This is a genomic window from Pseudomonas triticicola, from assembly GCF_019145375.1.
GTDB classification, from domain to species: domain Bacteria; phylum Pseudomonadota; class Gammaproteobacteria; order Pseudomonadales; family Pseudomonadaceae; genus Aquipseudomonas; species Aquipseudomonas triticicola.
Genome location: NZ_JAHSTX010000001.1, coordinates 3,925,852 through 3,941,191, shown reverse-complemented (window position 1 = coordinate 3,941,191; position 15,340 = coordinate 3,925,852). Strand labels below are relative to the sequence as shown.

Annotated in this window: 15 protein-coding genes; 4 read left to right on the top strand and 11 right to left on the bottom strand. The window is 61.5% G+C overall.

Annotated features, from left to right (window positions below; genetic code table 11):
* Window positions 1–35: 35 nt before the first annotated feature.
* Window positions 36–1,304 carry an Hsp70 family protein gene (locus KVG85_RS17460; RefSeq protein WP_217864483.1) on the bottom strand — a complete coding sequence of 423 codons (1,269 nt, stop codon included), beginning with the start codon at window positions 1,302–1,304 and terminating at the stop codon, window positions 36–38.
* Between the two features lie 291 nt (window positions 1,305–1,595).
* Here KVG85_RS17460 and KVG85_RS17455 point away from each other — a divergent pair, with 291 nt between their 5' ends.
* The 4 genes from KVG85_RS17455 to KVG85_RS17440 all read left to right on the top strand — a co-directional run bounded on the left by KVG85_RS17455 (window position 1,596) and on the right by KVG85_RS17440 (window position 6,294).
* Window positions 1,596–2,540 carry a DnaJ C-terminal domain-containing protein gene (locus tag KVG85_RS17455; protein ID WP_024011397.1) on the top strand — a complete coding sequence of 315 codons (945 nt, stop codon included), beginning with the start codon at window positions 1,596–1,598 and terminating at the stop codon, window positions 2,538–2,540.
* Between the two features lie 23 nt (window positions 2,541–2,563).
* Window positions 2,564–2,869 (top strand): chaperone modulator CbpM, encoded by a 306-nt coding sequence (locus tag KVG85_RS17450; protein ID WP_016771896.1) that lies wholly within the window; start codon window positions 2,564–2,566, stop codon window positions 2,867–2,869.
* A gap of 196 nt (window positions 2,870–3,065) precedes the next feature.
* On the top strand, window positions 3,066–4,646 hold the full coding sequence (locus KVG85_RS17445) for a hypothetical protein (protein WP_225926685.1): 1,581 nt from the start codon (window positions 3,066–3,068) through the stop codon (window positions 4,644–4,646).
* Between the two features lie 247 nt (window positions 4,647–4,893).
* Window positions 4,894–6,294, top strand: coding sequence for an SET domain-containing protein (locus tag KVG85_RS17440; protein ID WP_225926684.1), 1,401 nt, complete (start codon window positions 4,894–4,896; stop codon window positions 6,292–6,294).
* A 60-nt stretch (window positions 6,295–6,354) separates the two neighbouring features.
* On the opposite strand, the gene ureC is transcribed toward KVG85_RS17440, so the two are convergent.
* The 10 genes from ureC to urtB form a co-directional block, all read right to left on the bottom strand.
* Complete coding sequence (gene ureC / locus KVG85_RS17435) at window positions 6,355–8,055, bottom strand: urease subunit alpha (RefSeq protein ID WP_217864482.1); 1,701 nt, start codon at window positions 8,053–8,055, stop codon at window positions 6,355–6,357.
* A 139-nt stretch (window positions 8,056–8,194) separates the two neighbouring features.
* On the bottom strand, window positions 8,195–8,500 hold the full coding sequence (locus tag KVG85_RS17430) for an urease subunit beta (RefSeq protein WP_095180936.1): 306 nt from the start codon (window positions 8,498–8,500) through the stop codon (window positions 8,195–8,197).
* Window positions 8,497–9,033 (bottom strand): GNAT family N-acetyltransferase, encoded by a 537-nt coding sequence (locus KVG85_RS17425; RefSeq protein WP_073471741.1) that lies wholly within the window; start codon window positions 9,031–9,033, stop codon window positions 8,497–8,499. Before KVG85_RS17425 ends, KVG85_RS17430 begins: the two co-directional genes overlap by 4 nt.
* A 5-nt stretch (window positions 9,034–9,038) precedes the next feature.
* Window positions 9,039–9,572, bottom strand: a complete 534-nt coding sequence (locus KVG85_RS17420) for a GNAT family N-acetyltransferase (protein ID WP_217864481.1) — start codon at window positions 9,570–9,572, stop codon at window positions 9,039–9,041.
* 9 nt (window positions 9,573–9,581) lie between these two features.
* Window positions 9,582–9,884, bottom strand: a complete 303-nt coding sequence (gene ureA, locus KVG85_RS17415) for an urease subunit gamma (RefSeq protein ID WP_003221215.1) — start codon at window positions 9,882–9,884, stop codon at window positions 9,582–9,584.
* Between the two features lie 225 nt (window positions 9,885–10,109).
* Window positions 10,110–10,949: an urease accessory protein UreD gene (locus tag KVG85_RS17410; protein ID WP_217864480.1), complete on the bottom strand. Its 840-nt coding sequence runs from the start codon at window positions 10,947–10,949 to the stop codon at window positions 10,110–10,112.
* A gap of 44 nt (window positions 10,950–10,993) precedes the next feature.
* A complete protein-coding gene (gene urtE / locus KVG85_RS17405; RefSeq protein WP_056787636.1) occupies window positions 10,994–11,692 on the bottom strand; it encodes an urea ABC transporter ATP-binding subunit UrtE in 699 nt (232 codons plus the stop codon).
* Between the two features lie 114 nt (window positions 11,693–11,806).
* Window positions 11,807–12,676, bottom strand: a complete 870-nt coding sequence (urtD, locus tag KVG85_RS17400; RefSeq protein ID WP_437182188.1) for an urea ABC transporter ATP-binding protein UrtD — start codon at window positions 12,674–12,676, stop codon at window positions 11,807–11,809.
* Window positions 12,673–13,752 carry an urea ABC transporter permease subunit UrtC gene (gene urtC, locus KVG85_RS17395; RefSeq protein WP_056787639.1) on the bottom strand — a complete coding sequence of 360 codons (1,080 nt, stop codon included), beginning with the start codon at window positions 13,750–13,752 and terminating at the stop codon, window positions 12,673–12,675. Before urtC ends, urtD begins: the two co-directional genes overlap by 4 nt.
* Window positions 13,752–15,254, bottom strand: coding sequence for an urea ABC transporter permease subunit UrtB (gene urtB / locus KVG85_RS17390; RefSeq protein ID WP_217864479.1), 1,503 nt, complete (start codon window positions 15,252–15,254; stop codon window positions 13,752–13,754). The genes urtC and urtB overlap by 1 nt, the downstream gene beginning before the upstream one ends.
* Window positions 15,255–15,340 lie beyond the last annotated feature (86 nt).

Here is a 15,340-nt window from a genome sequence, read left to right as displayed (position 1 = left end):
GCTTGTCGCTTGCAGCTTAAAGCTTGTAGCTGGCGTTAAACGCCGTAGCGTTTGCGGGCTTCAATCGCCAAACCGCTACCAATGCTGCCAAAGATGTTGCCTTCGACATGCCGCGCGTTCGGCAGCATCGCCGAGACGCTGTTGCGCAGGGCCGGGATGCCGCTCGAACCACCAGTGAAGAACACCGTGTCGACCTGATCGACCGCCACGCCGGCATCATTGAGCAATTGCGTAACGCTGCCGCGCACGCGCTCCAGCAAGGCCTCGATCGCCGATTCGAACAACGCGCGGCTCAGCTCGACGCTCAGCCCGGCTTCGATGCGGTCCAGCGGCACATGACGGCTGTCGGCGTGGGTCAGCTGGATCTTGGTTTCTTCCACTTCCATCGCCAGCCAGTGGCCGGCGCGCTGTTCGATCAGTTTGAACAGGCGATCGATGCCGCCGGTGTCTTCGATGTCGTAGCGCATGCTGCCCAGCGCCAGCGTGGATTTCTGCGAGTACACCGAGTTGATCGTGTGCCAGGTCGCCAGGTTCATGTGATGGCTGGTCGGCATGTAGGCGCCGCTCTTCATCCGGCTGCCATAGCCGAACAGCGGCATCAGGCCTTGCAGGCTCAGCTGTTTATCGAAATCGGTCCCGCCGATGTGCACACCGCCAGTGGCGAGGATGTCGTCGTGACGGTTATCGACACCACGACGATCGGGGGACAGGCGCACCAGCGAGAAGTCGGAGGTACCACCGCCGATGTCGACGATCAGCACGAGCTCTTCTTTCTCGATGGTCGACTCGTAGTCGAATGCCGCCGCGATCGGTTCGTACTGGAACGAAACCTCTTTGAAACCGATCTTGCGCGCCACCTCGACCAGGGTGTCTTCGGCTTCCTGGTCAGCCAGTGGATCGTCATCGACGAAGAACACCGGACGGCCCAGCACCACTTGCTCGAATTCCCGACCGGCGGCGGTTTCGGCGCGGCTCTTGAGCTGGCCGATGAACAGCCCGAGCAGGTCCTTGAACGGCATTGCTGTGCCGAGGACGCTGGTGTCGTGCTTGATCAGCTTGGAGCCGAGCAGGCTTTTCAACGAGCGCATCAGCCGGCCTTCGTAGCCTTCCAGATACTCGTGCAGGGCCAGGCGACCGTAGACCGGGCGACGTTCCTCGATGTTGAAGAAGACCACCGACGGCAGGGTGATCTTGTCGTCTTCCAGCGCGATCATGGTGTCCATGCCGGGGCGCAGCCAGCCGACGGTGGAGTTGGACGTGCCGAAGTCGATGCCGCAGGCGCGGGCTGGAGAGGCGTCTTTCATGTCTTTCGGTTTCCGGTGAAAAAACGGCCGCGCAGTGTATGCCAGTGCGCGGCAGATTCGAAGGCCGGTCATCCGCTATTTCGCCGGCAGACAGCTTGAAAAGCGCCGCTTCGCCCCAAACTTGCTGGCATGGGCCGGCAGACACACCGGCGGTCGCAAGAACCGTCGTCCACTGCCGATAAACTTCTGCGGCGCCACCCGGTCACAAACTTGAGATCGGTCAACCCGGCACGTGCCAATCGGGCGCATGCTGGCCTCGGCGCGAAATCGATAACGGATGGTGATCCTTCCATGGACTTCAAAGACTATTACAAGATACTCGGCGTGGAGCCGACAGCCGACGACAAGGCCATCAAGGCGGCCTATCGCAAGCTGGCGCGCAAATACCACCCCGATGTCAGCAAGGAAAAAGACGCCGAGGCCAAGTTCAAGGACGCCTCGGAAGCCTATGAAGCGCTGAAAAGCGCCGACAAGCGCGCCGAATACGACGAACTGCGCCGTTATGGTCAGCATGGTCAGCCGTTCCAGGGCCCGCCGGGCTGGCAGAGCCGTGGCGGCTTCGGTGGCGGCGGTGGCGACACGGGCGACTTCTCGGACTTCTTCAGTTCGATCTTCGGCAATCGCGGCCCCGGTTTTGGTGGCGCCGAGAGCCGCCAATCACGCGGACGCCGAGGGCAAGACGTGGAAATGGAACTGCCGGTCTTCCTCGAAGAGACCCTGTCGAACGAATCGAAGAAAGTCACCTTTCAGGTGCCGCAATACAACGCGCACGGCCAGCACGTCAGCAACACCAGCAAAAGCCTGAACGTGAAGATTCCGGCCGGCGTCACCGACGGCGAGCGGATTCGCCTGAAGGGCCAGGGCGCACCGGGCATCGGTGGCGGGGCCAATGGCGACCTGTACCTGACCATTCGGTTTGCGCCGCACCCGAAATTCGATGTCGAAGGCGAAAACCTGATCATCACCTTGCCGCTGGCTCCATGGGAGTTGGCATTGGGCACTGAAGTGGCCGTGCCGACCCTGACCGGCAAGATCAACCTCAAGGTCCCGGCCGGCAGCCAGAACGGCCAGCGCATGCGCGCCAAGGGCCATGGCCTGCTGAACAAGGCCGGCGAACGCGGTTATCTGTTCGTGCAGCTCAAGGCCGTGATGCCGAAAGCCTCCGACGATGAGGTCAAGGCGCTGTGGCAGGAACTGGCGAAGAAAGCCGCCTTCAATCCGCGAGAGAACTTCTGAACCCGACGACGGAGTAGCCCATCATGAGCAGCCCCCTGATCGTTCAACTGGACCTGGCAGAATTCTGTGAGGCGGCCGACTTGTCGGACGTCTACGTGATCGAAATCGTCGAGCACGGCATCCTCGAACCTCAGGGCGCGCAGCCCCGGGAATGGCGCTTCACCGATTACGAATTGGCCTTGGCCAAGCGTGCGGCGAAGCTGCGCCGTGATCTGGAACTGGAGTGGGAAGGCGTCGCGCTGGCGCTGGATCTGCTGGATGAGGTGAAGCAGTTGCGCGCCGAGAACCGCATGTTGCGCCAGCGGTTGGGGCGGTTGGTGGTTGAGTAGGCGTCAGATGTCTTCACGGCGCAGCTTGTCCCTTCGCGAGCAGGCTCCCATCGGGTTATGTTTGCGGGTGTTTCACTTGGTGTTAACCGCCAGTTCGGTCTGATAGTTTTCCGCATAATGGCCGGCAATGGACGCCGGTCACCAGGCCCATCCGTGCAAAGCGGATGTCGGCTATGACTTACAAGGAAGAGTATTCATGCCAGTGAAAGTAAAACCCCCGGTCAGCGGCCAGGTAAAAAATGATGTTCAACATCGTCCGCGGCCGACTTCCGATACACCCCTTCTTCAGCCTGAAACACTGCTGCGTCCATCATTGGACTCTGTAACCCGAAGCACTGCGGCTGATGCATCCGCTGCTGGCAGGAGCGTGCCCGAAGTCGATGTTGCAGGGGCACTGCCCAGAGTGCATGTGCACGAAGCATCGGGCATTTCCGGCGCTTCAACTGACGTGCCGGCGCTGTCGCTGCATGATTACCTGGTTCCAGAGATAAGCGCATTGCCCAACGCCGATGCGCAGGGTTTCAGGGTTTTCAAGGGCCGTCGCTACGTCGATGTTCATGGTGTCGGCACGGTGCAGGCCGCCTTCGACCCTGCGGCAGGTCAGCAAAGGGCCAGGCTGGCAAGCGAACTGAATCCATCCGGGCCAATGTTGGTCCGTGGTCCGGCGAACGATTTCTGGTATCCGCTGGACATGTCCGACTCCATCGCTCTGCGTTCAGCCGCAGGCAAGGCGCAGGAAATCAAGTTCAACGGTAAACAATACTTTACGGCCCCGCAGCCCGATGCGGGCGACGGCCGGCATTACCTGCTGCAGGTACGCGAGCCGAAGAACCCGTCGACATTACTCAGTAGCGGAATCATCGCCGCTCCGGACGCGCTTGGGTTATGGAAACGTCGGGGCCGCAAGGGCGGTATGAAAGCCGAAGACTCCGATGAAGACTTCGTGCTGGCACCGGAATTTGTGCCGCGTAAATCGTCTGCCGACGAGATCTTCGAAATGGCTTCCGAGTCCATGCCCTTCCAGCCCTATAGCAGTGAAGAACTGAGCATGATGCGGCTGATCGAGCCTTATTCAGCGGCAAACAATAAACTTGGTTCATACAATCGCGCCAACAATGGCAAATACCCGATTCGTGGCGCGCGCGGCCTGCCGATGTTTATCAAGTCGATTGAGGGTACTTCAACTCTGGCCAACGGCAACGTCTATACCGTGGAACCGGTTGTGCCTTACTTGAAAGCCGGTGGGTTCGAAGCTGTCGCGAGGCTTTATGAAGAGAAACTGCAACTGCGTACTTTTACCGAAGCCGACATTCTCGTGCCCGGGGAAAGGGCACTTGTGGGGCAGTCCATGGTGGTGGCGAACCGTCGAATAAGCAAAGGCGAAGTGATTGGCGTTTATGGCGGGGATATGGTGCCTTATGGTTTTCTCTCGCGTGAAGAACAGGTTTTCGCCCTAAAAGCAGCCAGTGGCATTGCGATAGAAGGAGGCAGGGCCGTTGAGGTAAAAATCGCCATTGTCGGTGATAACATCGTCTCCAGAATCAACACCAACTTCATCTTCAACAAAAACGGCCGGCCGATACGCCAGGCACCCGGTGGGTACAACGTTGAGACCGTGCCGTTTGGGGTGCAGGTCGAGGATCGTTCTGGCGCGCAAGTGATCCTCAGAAATCTGGAACTCGGCGCTATTTTCGCCTCGGCCGATATCCCTGCCGGCAAAGAGCTGCGGCTCAATTACAACTATTCTCCACGAGATCTGGATTTGTTCTTCGGCTGAAACAGGCCGTCATCTGTCTGGCGGGCAACGGCGCACCGCAGTTGTTGAGGCCGTCCGGAGAGACAATCCCTCGAACGCCCGGAGACATTCCCGGCTCTACCGGTTTAGTGTTTGCGGGTGTGTCATCCCGTGTTAACTGTCGGCATGGTCTGATAGCTTTCCGGGCACATGTTGGCAATGGATGCCGACTGTCGTAGCGCCAGCCAGACTGGCCAGCGCTGCGCAATTTTTGCAAGGAAGCCTGTCAATGCCAGTCAGACCCAAGCCGCCCAAGCCGGGCACCGTCGATATCACCACCCCTGGGCGCACATCCCGGGATTCCGCCACGCACGGTATCGAGCCGCCGCACCTGACCCCCGGTCCGTTCATTCGCAAGACCCCGCTCGATACCAGCGAACCCGGCGGTAGCACTCAGCACATGGAAACTGCGCCAGCGCCGCACAGTGTGCACATCCACCCGACGCCGTCTACGTCGGCTTCCTTTCCAGCGGTTGGAACCTCCGCGCTGGAGCGTTACCTGATTGCCTCGACAGCACCTCTACCGCAAGCGGACTTTGACGGGTTTCGCGTATTCAAAGGGCGCCAGTACGCGGACTTGCAGGGCGGTGGTACGGTGCTGATCGGCGTCGATACCGAGACCGGTCTGCATCGGGCCCGGTTGTCCAGCGAGCTGCAGCCTTCCGGCCCGTTACTTGCCTACGATCCATTGAACAAGCACTGGTACGCGCTGGAGGACTCCAGCGCGTCGCCGGACGCCGCCGTTGTACCCGGTAAAAGCCGCAGGGTGGCGCGGCACAGTGATGAAGAATATGAGTCTGCCGTTGAAGAGCTGTCCGACGATGTCGGTGCGGCAAATGAACATTTTCATCTGGCGTCCGAGTCGATGGCCGTCAAACCCTTCACTGCTGACGAATTGAGTGCGATGCGTAGCGAAACGCGGTTTTCTTTCCTCAACAATCGGCCCGGGGTCTACGATCGAGCCAATAACGGTAAATATCCATTCCGCGACATCGCCGGCACACCTGTTCGCATCAAGAAGCTCCAGACCCTCGTGCGTTTCGAAGACGGCGGCCGATACACCTCCGAGCAGATCAAGCCGTACATCAAGTTTGGCGCCTACGAGAATGTCGCGCGGTTGTATGAAGAAAAGCTGCAATGGCGACTGTTCACCGAGGCGGACATGCGGGCGCCCGGAGAGCGGGCGCTGGTCGGCCAGTCCATGGTGGTCGCCAACCGGCGCATCAGCCGAGGCGAGGTGGTCGGCGTCTATGCTGGTGCCATCATGCCAGGACATCTTGTGCCGCTCGCCCAGCAGTCGTACACCATGAAGGTCGGCGTGCGTTACCAGCCGGGCCCTGGGTATTTGGTCCCCGTCCAACTGGCGATGGTCGGGGACACGATCATCTCCCGGATCAACACGCATTTCTGGTACAACGCAACGGGCAAGCCGGTTCGCCAGGCCACGGATGGTTATAACGTCGAATTCGTGCCATTCGATGTTGAAGCGCAACAGTCGATAGGCAAGGAACTGGTCACCCGCGACTTCATTCTCAACGCCATTTTCGCTACCGAAGATATTCCGGCAGGAACCGAGTTACGCATCAATTACAACTACAGCGACGCGGACATCGCGAAGTTGTTTCCGTGACTGCCTGAGCGATCGCGAATGAATACGGACGTGCGCGTCCGTATTCAGCGCACGCCTTCATCAGAACAGAAAATAGCGCTGCGCCATCGGCAGCGTTTCCGCCGGCTCGCACCACAGCAACACACCGTCAGCCTTGACCTGGTAGGTCTGCGGATCGACATCGATGTTCGGCAAATAGTCGTTGTGGATCAGGTCGGTTTTCTGCACGTTGCGGCAGCCCTTCACCACAGCGATCTGCTTCTTCAATCCCAGGGCTTCTGGCAATCCGGCCTCCTGCGCCGCCTGGCTGATAAAGGTCAGGCTGGTGGCGTGCAGCGAGCCGCCATAGCTGGCGAACATCGGGCGGTAGTGCACCGGTTGCGGTGTCGGGATCGAGGCGTTGGCATCGCCCATCAGGCTCGCGGCGATCGCGCCACCCTTGAGGATGAGCGTTGGCTTGACGCCGAAAAACGCCGGGCGCCACAGCACCAGATCGGCCCACTTGCCGACTTCGATCGAGCCGACTTCATGGCTGATGCCGTGGGTAATCGCCGGGTTGATCGTGTACTTGGCGATGTAACGCTTGGCGCGGAAGTTGTCGTTGCCCTCACCGTCCTGCGGCAGTGGGCCGCGCTGTTTTTTCATCTTGTCGGCGGTCTGCCAGGTGCGCGTGATGACTTCGCCGACGCGGCCCATGGCCTGACTGTCGGAGCTGATCATCGAGAACGCGCCGAGGTCGTGGAGGATGTCTTCGGCGGCAATGGTTTCGCGGCGGATACGGCTTTCGGCAAAGGCGACGTCTTCGGCAATGCTCGGGTCGAGGTGATGGCAGACCATCAGCATGTCGAGGTGTTCGTCGATGGTGTTGCGGGTGAACGGCCGGGTCGGATTGGTCGAGCTCGGCAGCACGTTGGGGAAACCGCAGGCCTTGATGATGTCCGGCGCGTGGCCGCCACCGGCACCTTCGGTGTGATAGGTGTGGATGGTGCGGCCCTTGAATGCGCCGAGGGTGGTTTCGACGAAGCCGGATTCGTTGAGGGTGTCGGTGTGGATCGCCACCTGCACGTCGTACTGGTCGGCGACGTTGAGGCAGTTGTCGATGCTCGCCGGGGTGGTGCCCCAGTCTTCGTGCAGCTTGAGGCCGATGGCGCCGGCCTTGACCTGTTCGATCAACGGCTCCGGCAGGCTGGCGTTGCCTTTGCCGGTCAGGCCGATGTTCATCGGAAAGGCATCGGCGGCCTGGAGCATGCGCGCCAGATGCCACGGGCCGGAGGTGCAAGTGGTGGCGTTGGTGCCGGTGGCGGGACCGGTGCCGCCGCCGATCATGGTGGTGACGCCGCTCATCAATGCTTCTTCGATCTGCTGCGGGCAGATGAAGTGGATATGGGTGTCGATGCCACCAGCGGTGAGGATCATGCCTTCGCCGGCAATCACTTCGGTGCCGGCGCCGATGGCGATGGTCACGTTGGGCTGCACGTCGGGGTTGCCGGCCTTGCCGATCGCGGCGATGCGCCCGTCCTTGAGGCCGACGTCGGCCTTGACGATGCCCCAGTGGTCGATGATCAGCGCGTTGGTGATCAGCGTGTCGACCACTTCGGCGGCGAGCAACTGGCTCTGGCCCTGGCCGTCGCGGATGACTTTGCCGCCACCGAATTTCACTTCCTCGCCGTAGGTGGTGAAGTCCTTCTCGACTTCGATCCACAGCTCGGTATCGGCCAGGCGCACCTTGTCGCCGACGGTGGGGCCGAACATGTCGGCGTAGGCTTGTCTGGAGATTTTCATGGGCATGCCTTGAGATTCAATTGGGTCTGAAATCGCTCGCATTACTCGCTTTCGCGAGCAGGCTCGCTCCCACATTTGATCGCGTTCTCATGTGGGAGCGAGCCTGCTCGCGAAGGGGCCAGAGCGGGCACCGTGTTGTTTAGAGATCACCCATGATGCGGCCGGCAAAGCCGAACACCCGGCGATGCCCGGCGTAATCGACCAGCTCGACTTCACGACTCTGGCCCGGCTCGAAGCGCACCGCCGTGCCCGCTGGAATATTCAGGCGCATGCCGCGACTGGCGGCGCGATCGAAGGTCAGCGCGTCGTTGGTTTCAAAAAAGTGGAAATGCGAGCCGACCTGAATCGGCCGGTCGCCGCTGTTGGCGACTTTCAGGCTGAGGGTGCGACGGCCGACGTTGAGTTCGATGTCGCCGGGCTGGATCTGGTATTGGCCAGGAATCATCGCTGGGCTCCTTGCAGGACTTTGTAATAGAGAGCGGTCGGGCGATAGGTGCCGTTGGGATCGCAGGCGTAATCAGGGATTTCGCCGGCGCGCACGTAGCCCAGCGCCTTGTAGAAATCTTCCGCCGGCGAGCCGGCCTCGGTGTCGAGATAGAGCATGCCGCGCTTGTGCTTGGGCGCTTCGAGTTCCAGCGCCTGCATCAGTTGCTGACCGAGACCGCGCCGACGCGCGTGTTCGCGCACCAGCAGTTTCTGCACTTCGGCGCGGTTCAGACCATTGGCCTTCTGGCACAGGCCCAGTTGCACGCTGGCCAGCACCTGCTCGTCCTTCACCACCACCCAGAGCAGCGTGCTGCCCTTGTTGATGTTGTCCTGCACCTCATCGAAATACGCGCGCGCCTGCGCGGCATCGAGGTCGGCCATAAAACCGACGCTGGCGCCGTAACCGACGGCGTCGAGCAGCAGATCGATCAGGCCCTGGCGATAGTGGGCAAAGCTCTCAGCGTTGACGCGGCGCAACTGGGCGGCGTTCATCGACATCACTCCTTGTGGGCACCCGGCGGCTGTGCGCCGGGATTGAGGTTCAACTGCATGAAGGTCAGATCGAGCCAGCGGCCGAACTTGGTGCCCACTTGCGGCATCTGCCCGGTGATGCTGAAACCGGCGCGCTGGTGCAGGCGGATCGAGGCAGCGTTGCCGCTTTCGATGGCGGCGACCATGACGTGTTTGCCGCAAGTGCGGGCGCGTTCGATCAGCGCCGTCATCAGTTGCGGGCCGAGGCCGTTGCCGCGTTGATCGCTGCGCACGTACACCGAGTGCTCGACGGTGTGGCGGAAACCGTCGAACGGCCGCCAGTCGCCGAACGAGGCGTAACCCAGCACTGCGTTTTCACGGTCGACGATCACCAGAATCGGGTACGCCTGCAACTGACGCGCGTCGAACCATGCCTGGCGATTGCCGAGGTCGACCGCTTGTTCGTTCCAGATCGCCGTGGTGTTGAGCACGGCGTCGTTGTAGATGTCGCGGATCGCCGGCAGGTCGGCCCGGCTCGCATCGCGAATGCTGTAAGTCATGGCGCGGCCTCAGACGATCGGCTGGTGAACGGTGACCAGTTTGGTGCCGTCGGGGAACGTCGCCTCGACCTGGATCTCCGGGATCATTTCCGGGATGCCTTCCATCACTTGTTCGCGGCTGAGCAGGGTGGTGCCGTAATGCATCAGCTCGGCCACGGTCTGGCCGTCGCGGGCACCTTCGAGCAGCGCGGCGGAGATGTAGGCCATGGCTTCCGGGTAATTGAGTTTCACGCCACGGGCCAGCCGCCGCTCGGCGACGAGGCCGGCGGTGAAGATCAGCAGCTTGTCTTTTTCGCGTGGGGTCAGGTCCATGGTTCGGGTTCCATCAGGGCAGAATTGTGAAGTTCTTGTCGGCGGGGGTCTCAGTTGGAGCAGCCCCTCACCCTAGCCCTCTCCCGAGGGAGAGGGGACTGATCTTGGTTGTTTTCAATGGCCAATTCAGTCAGCAATATTCGTTCAGGCAGATAAATTCATTTCAGACGACTCGGTCAGGCTCCCTCTCCCTCCGGGAGAGGGCGGGGGGTGAGGGTCGGGGTTTCAGGTGCTCCATATTCTTGGCGCGATAGCTTCGCGGCCCAGCAGCGCAGGCCTTAGCAGTCGCCATAAATCAATCAGCCAAGCGCGGGCGAGTAACGCTTCACCGGCCAGACACCGCGCCACCAGCAACCCTGGCAACTGGGTCAAGTCTCCACGCACTTCGTGCCCCTGCGAGCGGCAGCGCTCCAGCAACTCGGCGTCTATCTCACCGGTCACCAGCATCGTTGCGAACACCGGTTGCCCATCCAGGCCGATCGGCGAGTCGAGTAAACCGTCCGCACCGACAATGCGCTGCCGTTCGTGCCAGAGCAACTGACCATCGCGGCGGATGTCCAGGTGCGCCTGAAAATGCCCGAGGTCAAAACGCTCGCCACTGGCCGGACGACCGAGCGCCACCACGTCCCAGTAGAACAGCCGCGCATCGCCTTCAAGCTCGATCGTTGTGCTCAGCTCGGCCTGCGCGGCGCTGTAGACGATGGTTTCCTGCGGCAGCCATTCCAGGGTCGCGCCGGCAGCGACTTGCAAGTCGAGCTGCTGATAAGCCGGCCCGCCCGCGCGATACCACTTGGCGGCGCCGGGGCTGGTGATCTGTGCCCAGGCGTTGTGTTCGACGCGCGCGCTGATGTCCAGTCGATCGCCGCCGGCAATTCCGCCCGGTGGATGGACGATGATGTGCTGGCAGACCTCGGGGCCTTCGGCGTACAGATGCTTTTGTACGCGCAGCGGGCCGAGGTGGCGGCGCATGACCGGGCGCGTGCAATCGCCGAAACGCGCGTAAGCCAGCTCCAGCTCGGCGTGCCAGCTCGGGGTAAACAGGGCAGGTGCAACAATCGAATTCATGGTTTTGTGATTATCGTTAGGAAGCTACAGATTAGACCGGCGCGTTAGATCGTGACCAGCCCGCGTACACCCTCGGCCTCCATATTTTCACCGCGACCCTGCTGGACGATCTCGCCCCGCGACATCACCAGGTATTGATCGGCCAGTTCGGCGGCGAAATCGTAGAACTGCTCGACCAGCAGAATCGCCATGTCACCGCGCGCCGCGAGCTGCTTGATCACCGCGCCGATCTCCTTGATCACCGAGGGTTGAATGCCTTCCGTGGGCTCATCAAGAATCAGCAGGCGCGGGCGGCTGGCCAATGCCCTGCCGATCGCCAGTTGCTGTTGCTGCCCGCCGGACAGATCGCCGCCACGACGCTGCTTCATTTGTAGCAGCACCGGGAACAGTTCGTAGATGAAACCTGGAACTTCCTTGGCTTCTGAGCCTGGAAAGCGCGACAGGCCCATCAGCAGATTTTCTTCTACCGTCAGGCGTCCGAAGATCTCACGGCCCTGCGGCACATAAGCGATACCGGCATGCACGCGCTGATGCGGTTTGAACGTGGTAATCGGTTTGCCTTCCCAATTCACCGCGCCTTCCTTGGCCGGCAGCAGGCCCATCAGGCATTTGAGCAGGGTGGTCTTGCCCACGCCGTTCCGGCCGAGCAGGCAGGTGACTTCGCCGACTTTTACGTCAAACGAGAGACCGCGCAGGATGTGGCTACCGCCGTAGTACTGATGAAGTTGTTGGACTTGTAGCATCGGAACTCCGTTAGTTGGGCTTCAAGCTTCAAGCTTCAAGCCGAAAGCAAGGGCAGGGCGGTATGACAGGGCTTTTACTTGCAGCTTGCAGCTTGCAGCTTGCAGCTGGCCGATTCATCGTCCCAAATAAACCTCAATTACTCGCTCATCGGCCTGCACCTGCTCAAGCGAGCCCTCGGCCAGCACGCTGCCTTGGTGCAGCACCGTGACGTGGTCGGCAATCGCGCCGACAAAACCCATGTCATGCTCGACCACCATCAGCGAATGCTTGCCCGCCAGCGATTTGAACAGCTCGGCGGTGAACTCGGTTTCGGCGTCGGTCATGCCCGCCACCGGTTCGTCGAGCAGGAGCAATTGCGGGTCTTGCATCAGCAACATGCCAATCTCGAGGAACTGCTTCTGGCCGTGGGACAACAGCCCGGCCTGGCGATTGACCGAGGTGGTCAGGCGAATCGTCTCCAGCACTTCGCTGATGCGATCCTTTTGCTCGCCACTCAAGCGCGCACGCAAACTGGCCCACACCGACTTGTCGGTCTTCTGTGCCAGCTCCAGGTTTTCGAACACGCTCAAGGCTTCGAACACCGTCGGCTTCTGGAATTTGCGGCCGATGCCGGACTGGGCAATCTGCACTTCGCTCATCTGCGTCAGATCCAGGGTTTCGCCGAACCAGGCCTTGCCGTGGCTGGGCCGGGTCTTGCCGGTGATCACGTCCATCAGCGTGGTTTTGCCCGCGCCGTTGGGGCCGATGATGCAGCGCAGTTCGCCGACGCCGATGTACAGGTTGAGATTGTTCAGCGCACGAAAGCCGTCGAAGCTGACGCTGATGTCTTCCAGGGTAAGGATCGTGCCGTGGCGGGTGTCGAGGCCCGGGCCGACGCGCTGGCCGAGGCCGATCGAGTCGCGGCTGGTGCCTTCGTCCTTGTTCGGTTCCACGGGAAAGAACGCAGGTTCCAGCATGAATTCAGCACTCGCTGTGACTCTCATTGTTCACCTCGTTTCTTCAGCAGACCGATCACGCCCTTGGGCAGGTACAACGTCACGACGATGAACAGCGCGCCGAGGAAGAACAGCCAGTATTCCGGGAAGGCCACGGTGAACCAGCTCTTCATGCCGTTGACCACGCCGGCGCCGAGCAGCGGCCCGATCAGCGTGCCGCGCCCGCCAAGGGCGACCCACACCGCCGCTTCGATCGAGTTGGTCGGAGACATTTCGCTGGGGTTGATGATGCCGACTTGCGGCACATAAAGCGCTCCGGCCAGGCCGCACAGCACCGCACTCAGCACCCAGACGAACAGCTTGAAACCGCGCGGGTCGTAGCCGCAGAACATCAAACGATTTTCCGCATCGCGCAACGCCGTCAGCACCCGACCGAACTTGCTTTGCGCCAGGCGCCAGCCGATGAACAGGCTCGCCACCAGCAGCAACACCGTGGCCAGAAACAGCACCGCGCGGGTGCCCGGTTCGGTGATGCCGAAGCCGAGGATCGTGCGGAAATTGGTGAAGCCGTTGTTGCCACCGAAACCGGTCTCGTTGCGGAAAAACAGGAGCATGCCGGCGAAGGTCAGGGCCTGGGTCATGATCGAGAAATACACGCCTTTGATCCGCGAACGGAAGGCGAAGAAGCCGAACACCAGCGCCAGCAACCCCGGCGCCAGCACCACCAGACACATGGCCCAGAGGAAGCTGCTGGTGCCGGTCCAGTACCACGGCAATTCGCTCCACGACAGGAAAGTCATGAACGCCGGCAAGCCATCGCCGGCCGCCTGCCGCATCAGGTACATGCCCATCGCGTAACCGCCGAGGGCGAAGAACAGACCGTGGCCCAGCGACAGTAGGCCGGCATAGCCCCAGACCAGATCCAGCGCCAGGGCGACGATGGCGTAGCAGAGGATCTTGCCGACCAGGGTCAGCGTGTAGGCCGAGACGTGCAGGGCATTGTCTGGCGACAACAACGAGAGCAGCGGCAGAACGATCAGCAGCGCGAGGATCACCCCGCCGACCGCGAGCGTGACTTTCGGCCCGGCCTTTTGTGTGGCCGTGACTAACAGAGGCTGGTTCATCAGTCGATCACCCGTCCTTTCAGTGCGAAGAGGCCTTGCGGACGTTTCTGAATGAACAGAATGATCAGCGCGAGGATCAGGATCTTGCCGAGTACCGCACCGATCTGCGGTTCGAGAATCTTGTTGGCGATGCCCAGGCCAAACGCCGCGAGCACGCTGCCGGCCAGTTGGCCGACGCCGCCGAGCACCACCACCAGGAACGAGTCGATGATGTAGCTCTGGCCAAGGTCGGGACCGACGTTGCCGATCTGGCTCAGCGCCACGCCGCCCAATCCGGCGATGCCCGAGCCGAGACCGAAGGCGAGCATGTCCACGCGCCCGGTTGGCACGCCGCAGCAGGCGGCCATGTTGCGGTTCTGGGTAACGGCGCGCACGTTGAGGCCGAGGCGGGTCTTGTTCAGCAGCAGCCAGGTCAGCACCACCACGAACAATGCGAAAGCGATGATGACGATGCGGTTGTACGGCAGCACCAGGTTCGGCAGCACTTGAATGCCGCCGGACAGCCACGCCGGGTTGGCCACTTCAACGTTCTGCGCGCCAAACACCAGACGAACAAGCTGAATCAGCATCAGGCTGATGCCCCAGGTCGCGAGCAGCGTTTCCAGTGGTCGACCGTAAAGGTGGCGGATGACTGTGCGCTCCAGTGCCATGCCAATGGCGGCGGTGACGAAAAACGCCACCGGCAACGCGATCAACGGATAAAACTCGATGGCCTGCGGTGCGTAGCGCTGGAACATCAACTGCACGACATAGGTCGAGTAGGCGCCGAGCATCAGCATCTCGCCGTGGGCCATGTTGATCACCCCGAGCAGGCCGAAGGTGATCGCCAGACCGAGGGCGGCGAGCAGCAGAATCGAGCCCAGCGACATGCCGCTGAAGGCCTGGCCGAGCACTTCGCCGATCAGCAGTTTGCGCTTGACCTGAGCGAGGCTGGTTTCAGCGGCGGTGCGCACGCCGGCATCGCTTTCCACTCCGGGTTCGAGCAAACCTTCGAGGCGTGTACGGGCCAATGGGTCGCCGGTTTCACCGAGCAACCGCACCGCTGCAAGGCGCACCGCCGGGTCGCTGTCGACCAGTTGCAGATTGGCCAGCGCCAGGCTCAGGGCCGCGTGGACGCTTGGGTCTTTTTCCCCAGCGAGCTGCTGGTCGAGAAACTTCAGCTGCGCGGGTTTCGCGCTTTTCTGCAATTGCTGTGCGGCGCTCAGACGGATTTTGCCGTCAGCAGCGAGCAATTGATGGCTGGCCATCGCGGTGTCGATCAGACCCCGCAGGCGATTGTTCAGGCGCAGGGTTTTCGCTTGGCCGTCGATCGTCAGCTCGCCTTGCTGCAGGGCGTTGAGCAATTCGATACGCGCCGGATCGGGCTGCGCGGCCCAGGCTTCCAGCAGTTTGGCCTGTTGCATCGGATTGGCCGCGACGAAGTCTTCGGCGTCGCCGGCGTGAGCGAGCATCGGCAGCAACAGTGCGATGGCGAGAAGCAAGCGGTGTATGGCAGTGGGCATTGGTGGTGTCCTGTTCAACCGCCCCCTCACCCTAACCCTCTCCCGAGGGAGAGGGGACTGACCGAGGTGTCTGGACGATGTGCTGC

Bases quoted from the DNA above. Each gene is read 5' to 3' on its own strand.
- KVG85_RS17460 (WP_217864483.1), bottom strand. From the start codon at position 1,304: ATGAAAGACGCCTCTCCAGCCCGCGCCTGCGGCATCGACTTCGGCACG.
- KVG85_RS17455 (WP_024011397.1), top strand. From the start codon at position 1,596: ATGGACTTCAAAGACTATTACAAGATACTCGGCGTGGAGCCGACAGCC.
- KVG85_RS17450 (WP_016771896.1), top strand. From the start codon at position 2,564: ATGAGCAGCCCCCTGATCGTTCAACTGGACCTGGCAGAATTCTGTGAG.
- KVG85_RS17445 (WP_225926685.1), top strand. From the start codon at position 3,066: ATGCCAGTGAAAGTAAAACCCCCGGTCAGCGGCCAGGTAAAAAATGAT.
- KVG85_RS17440 (WP_225926684.1), top strand. From the start codon at position 4,894: ATGCCAGTCAGACCCAAGCCGCCCAAGCCGGGCACCGTCGATATCACC.
- ureC (WP_217864482.1), bottom strand. From the start codon at position 8,055: ATGAAAATCTCCAGACAAGCCTACGCCGACATGTTCGGCCCCACCGTC.
- KVG85_RS17430 (WP_095180936.1), bottom strand. From the start codon at position 8,500: ATGATTCCTGGCCAATACCAGATCCAGCCCGGCGACATCGAACTCAAC.
- KVG85_RS17425 (WP_073471741.1), bottom strand. From the start codon at position 9,033: ATGAACGCCGCCCAGTTGCGCCGCGTCAACGCTGAGAGCTTTGCCCAC.
- KVG85_RS17420 (WP_217864481.1), bottom strand. From the start codon at position 9,572: ATGACTTACAGCATTCGCGATGCGAGCCGGGCCGACCTGCCGGCGATC.
- ureA (WP_003221215.1), bottom strand. From the start codon at position 9,884: ATGGACCTGACCCCACGCGAAAAAGACAAGCTGCTGATCTTCACCGCC.
- KVG85_RS17410 (WP_217864480.1), bottom strand. From the start codon at position 10,949: ATGAATTCGATTGTTGCACCTGCCCTGTTTACCCCGAGCTGGCACGCC.
- urtE (WP_056787636.1), bottom strand. From the start codon at position 11,692: ATGCTACAAGTCCAACAACTTCATCAGTACTACGGCGGTAGCCACATC.
- urtD (WP_437182188.1), bottom strand. From the start codon at position 12,676: ATGAGAGTCACAGCGAGTGCTGAATTCATGCTGGAACCTGCGTTCTTT.
- urtC (WP_056787639.1), bottom strand. From the start codon at position 13,752: ATGAACCAGCCTCTGTTAGTCACGGCCACACAAAAGGCCGGGCCGAAA.
- urtB (WP_217864479.1), bottom strand. From the start codon at position 15,254: ATGCCCACTGCCATACACCGCTTGCTTCTCGCCATCGCACTGTTGCTG.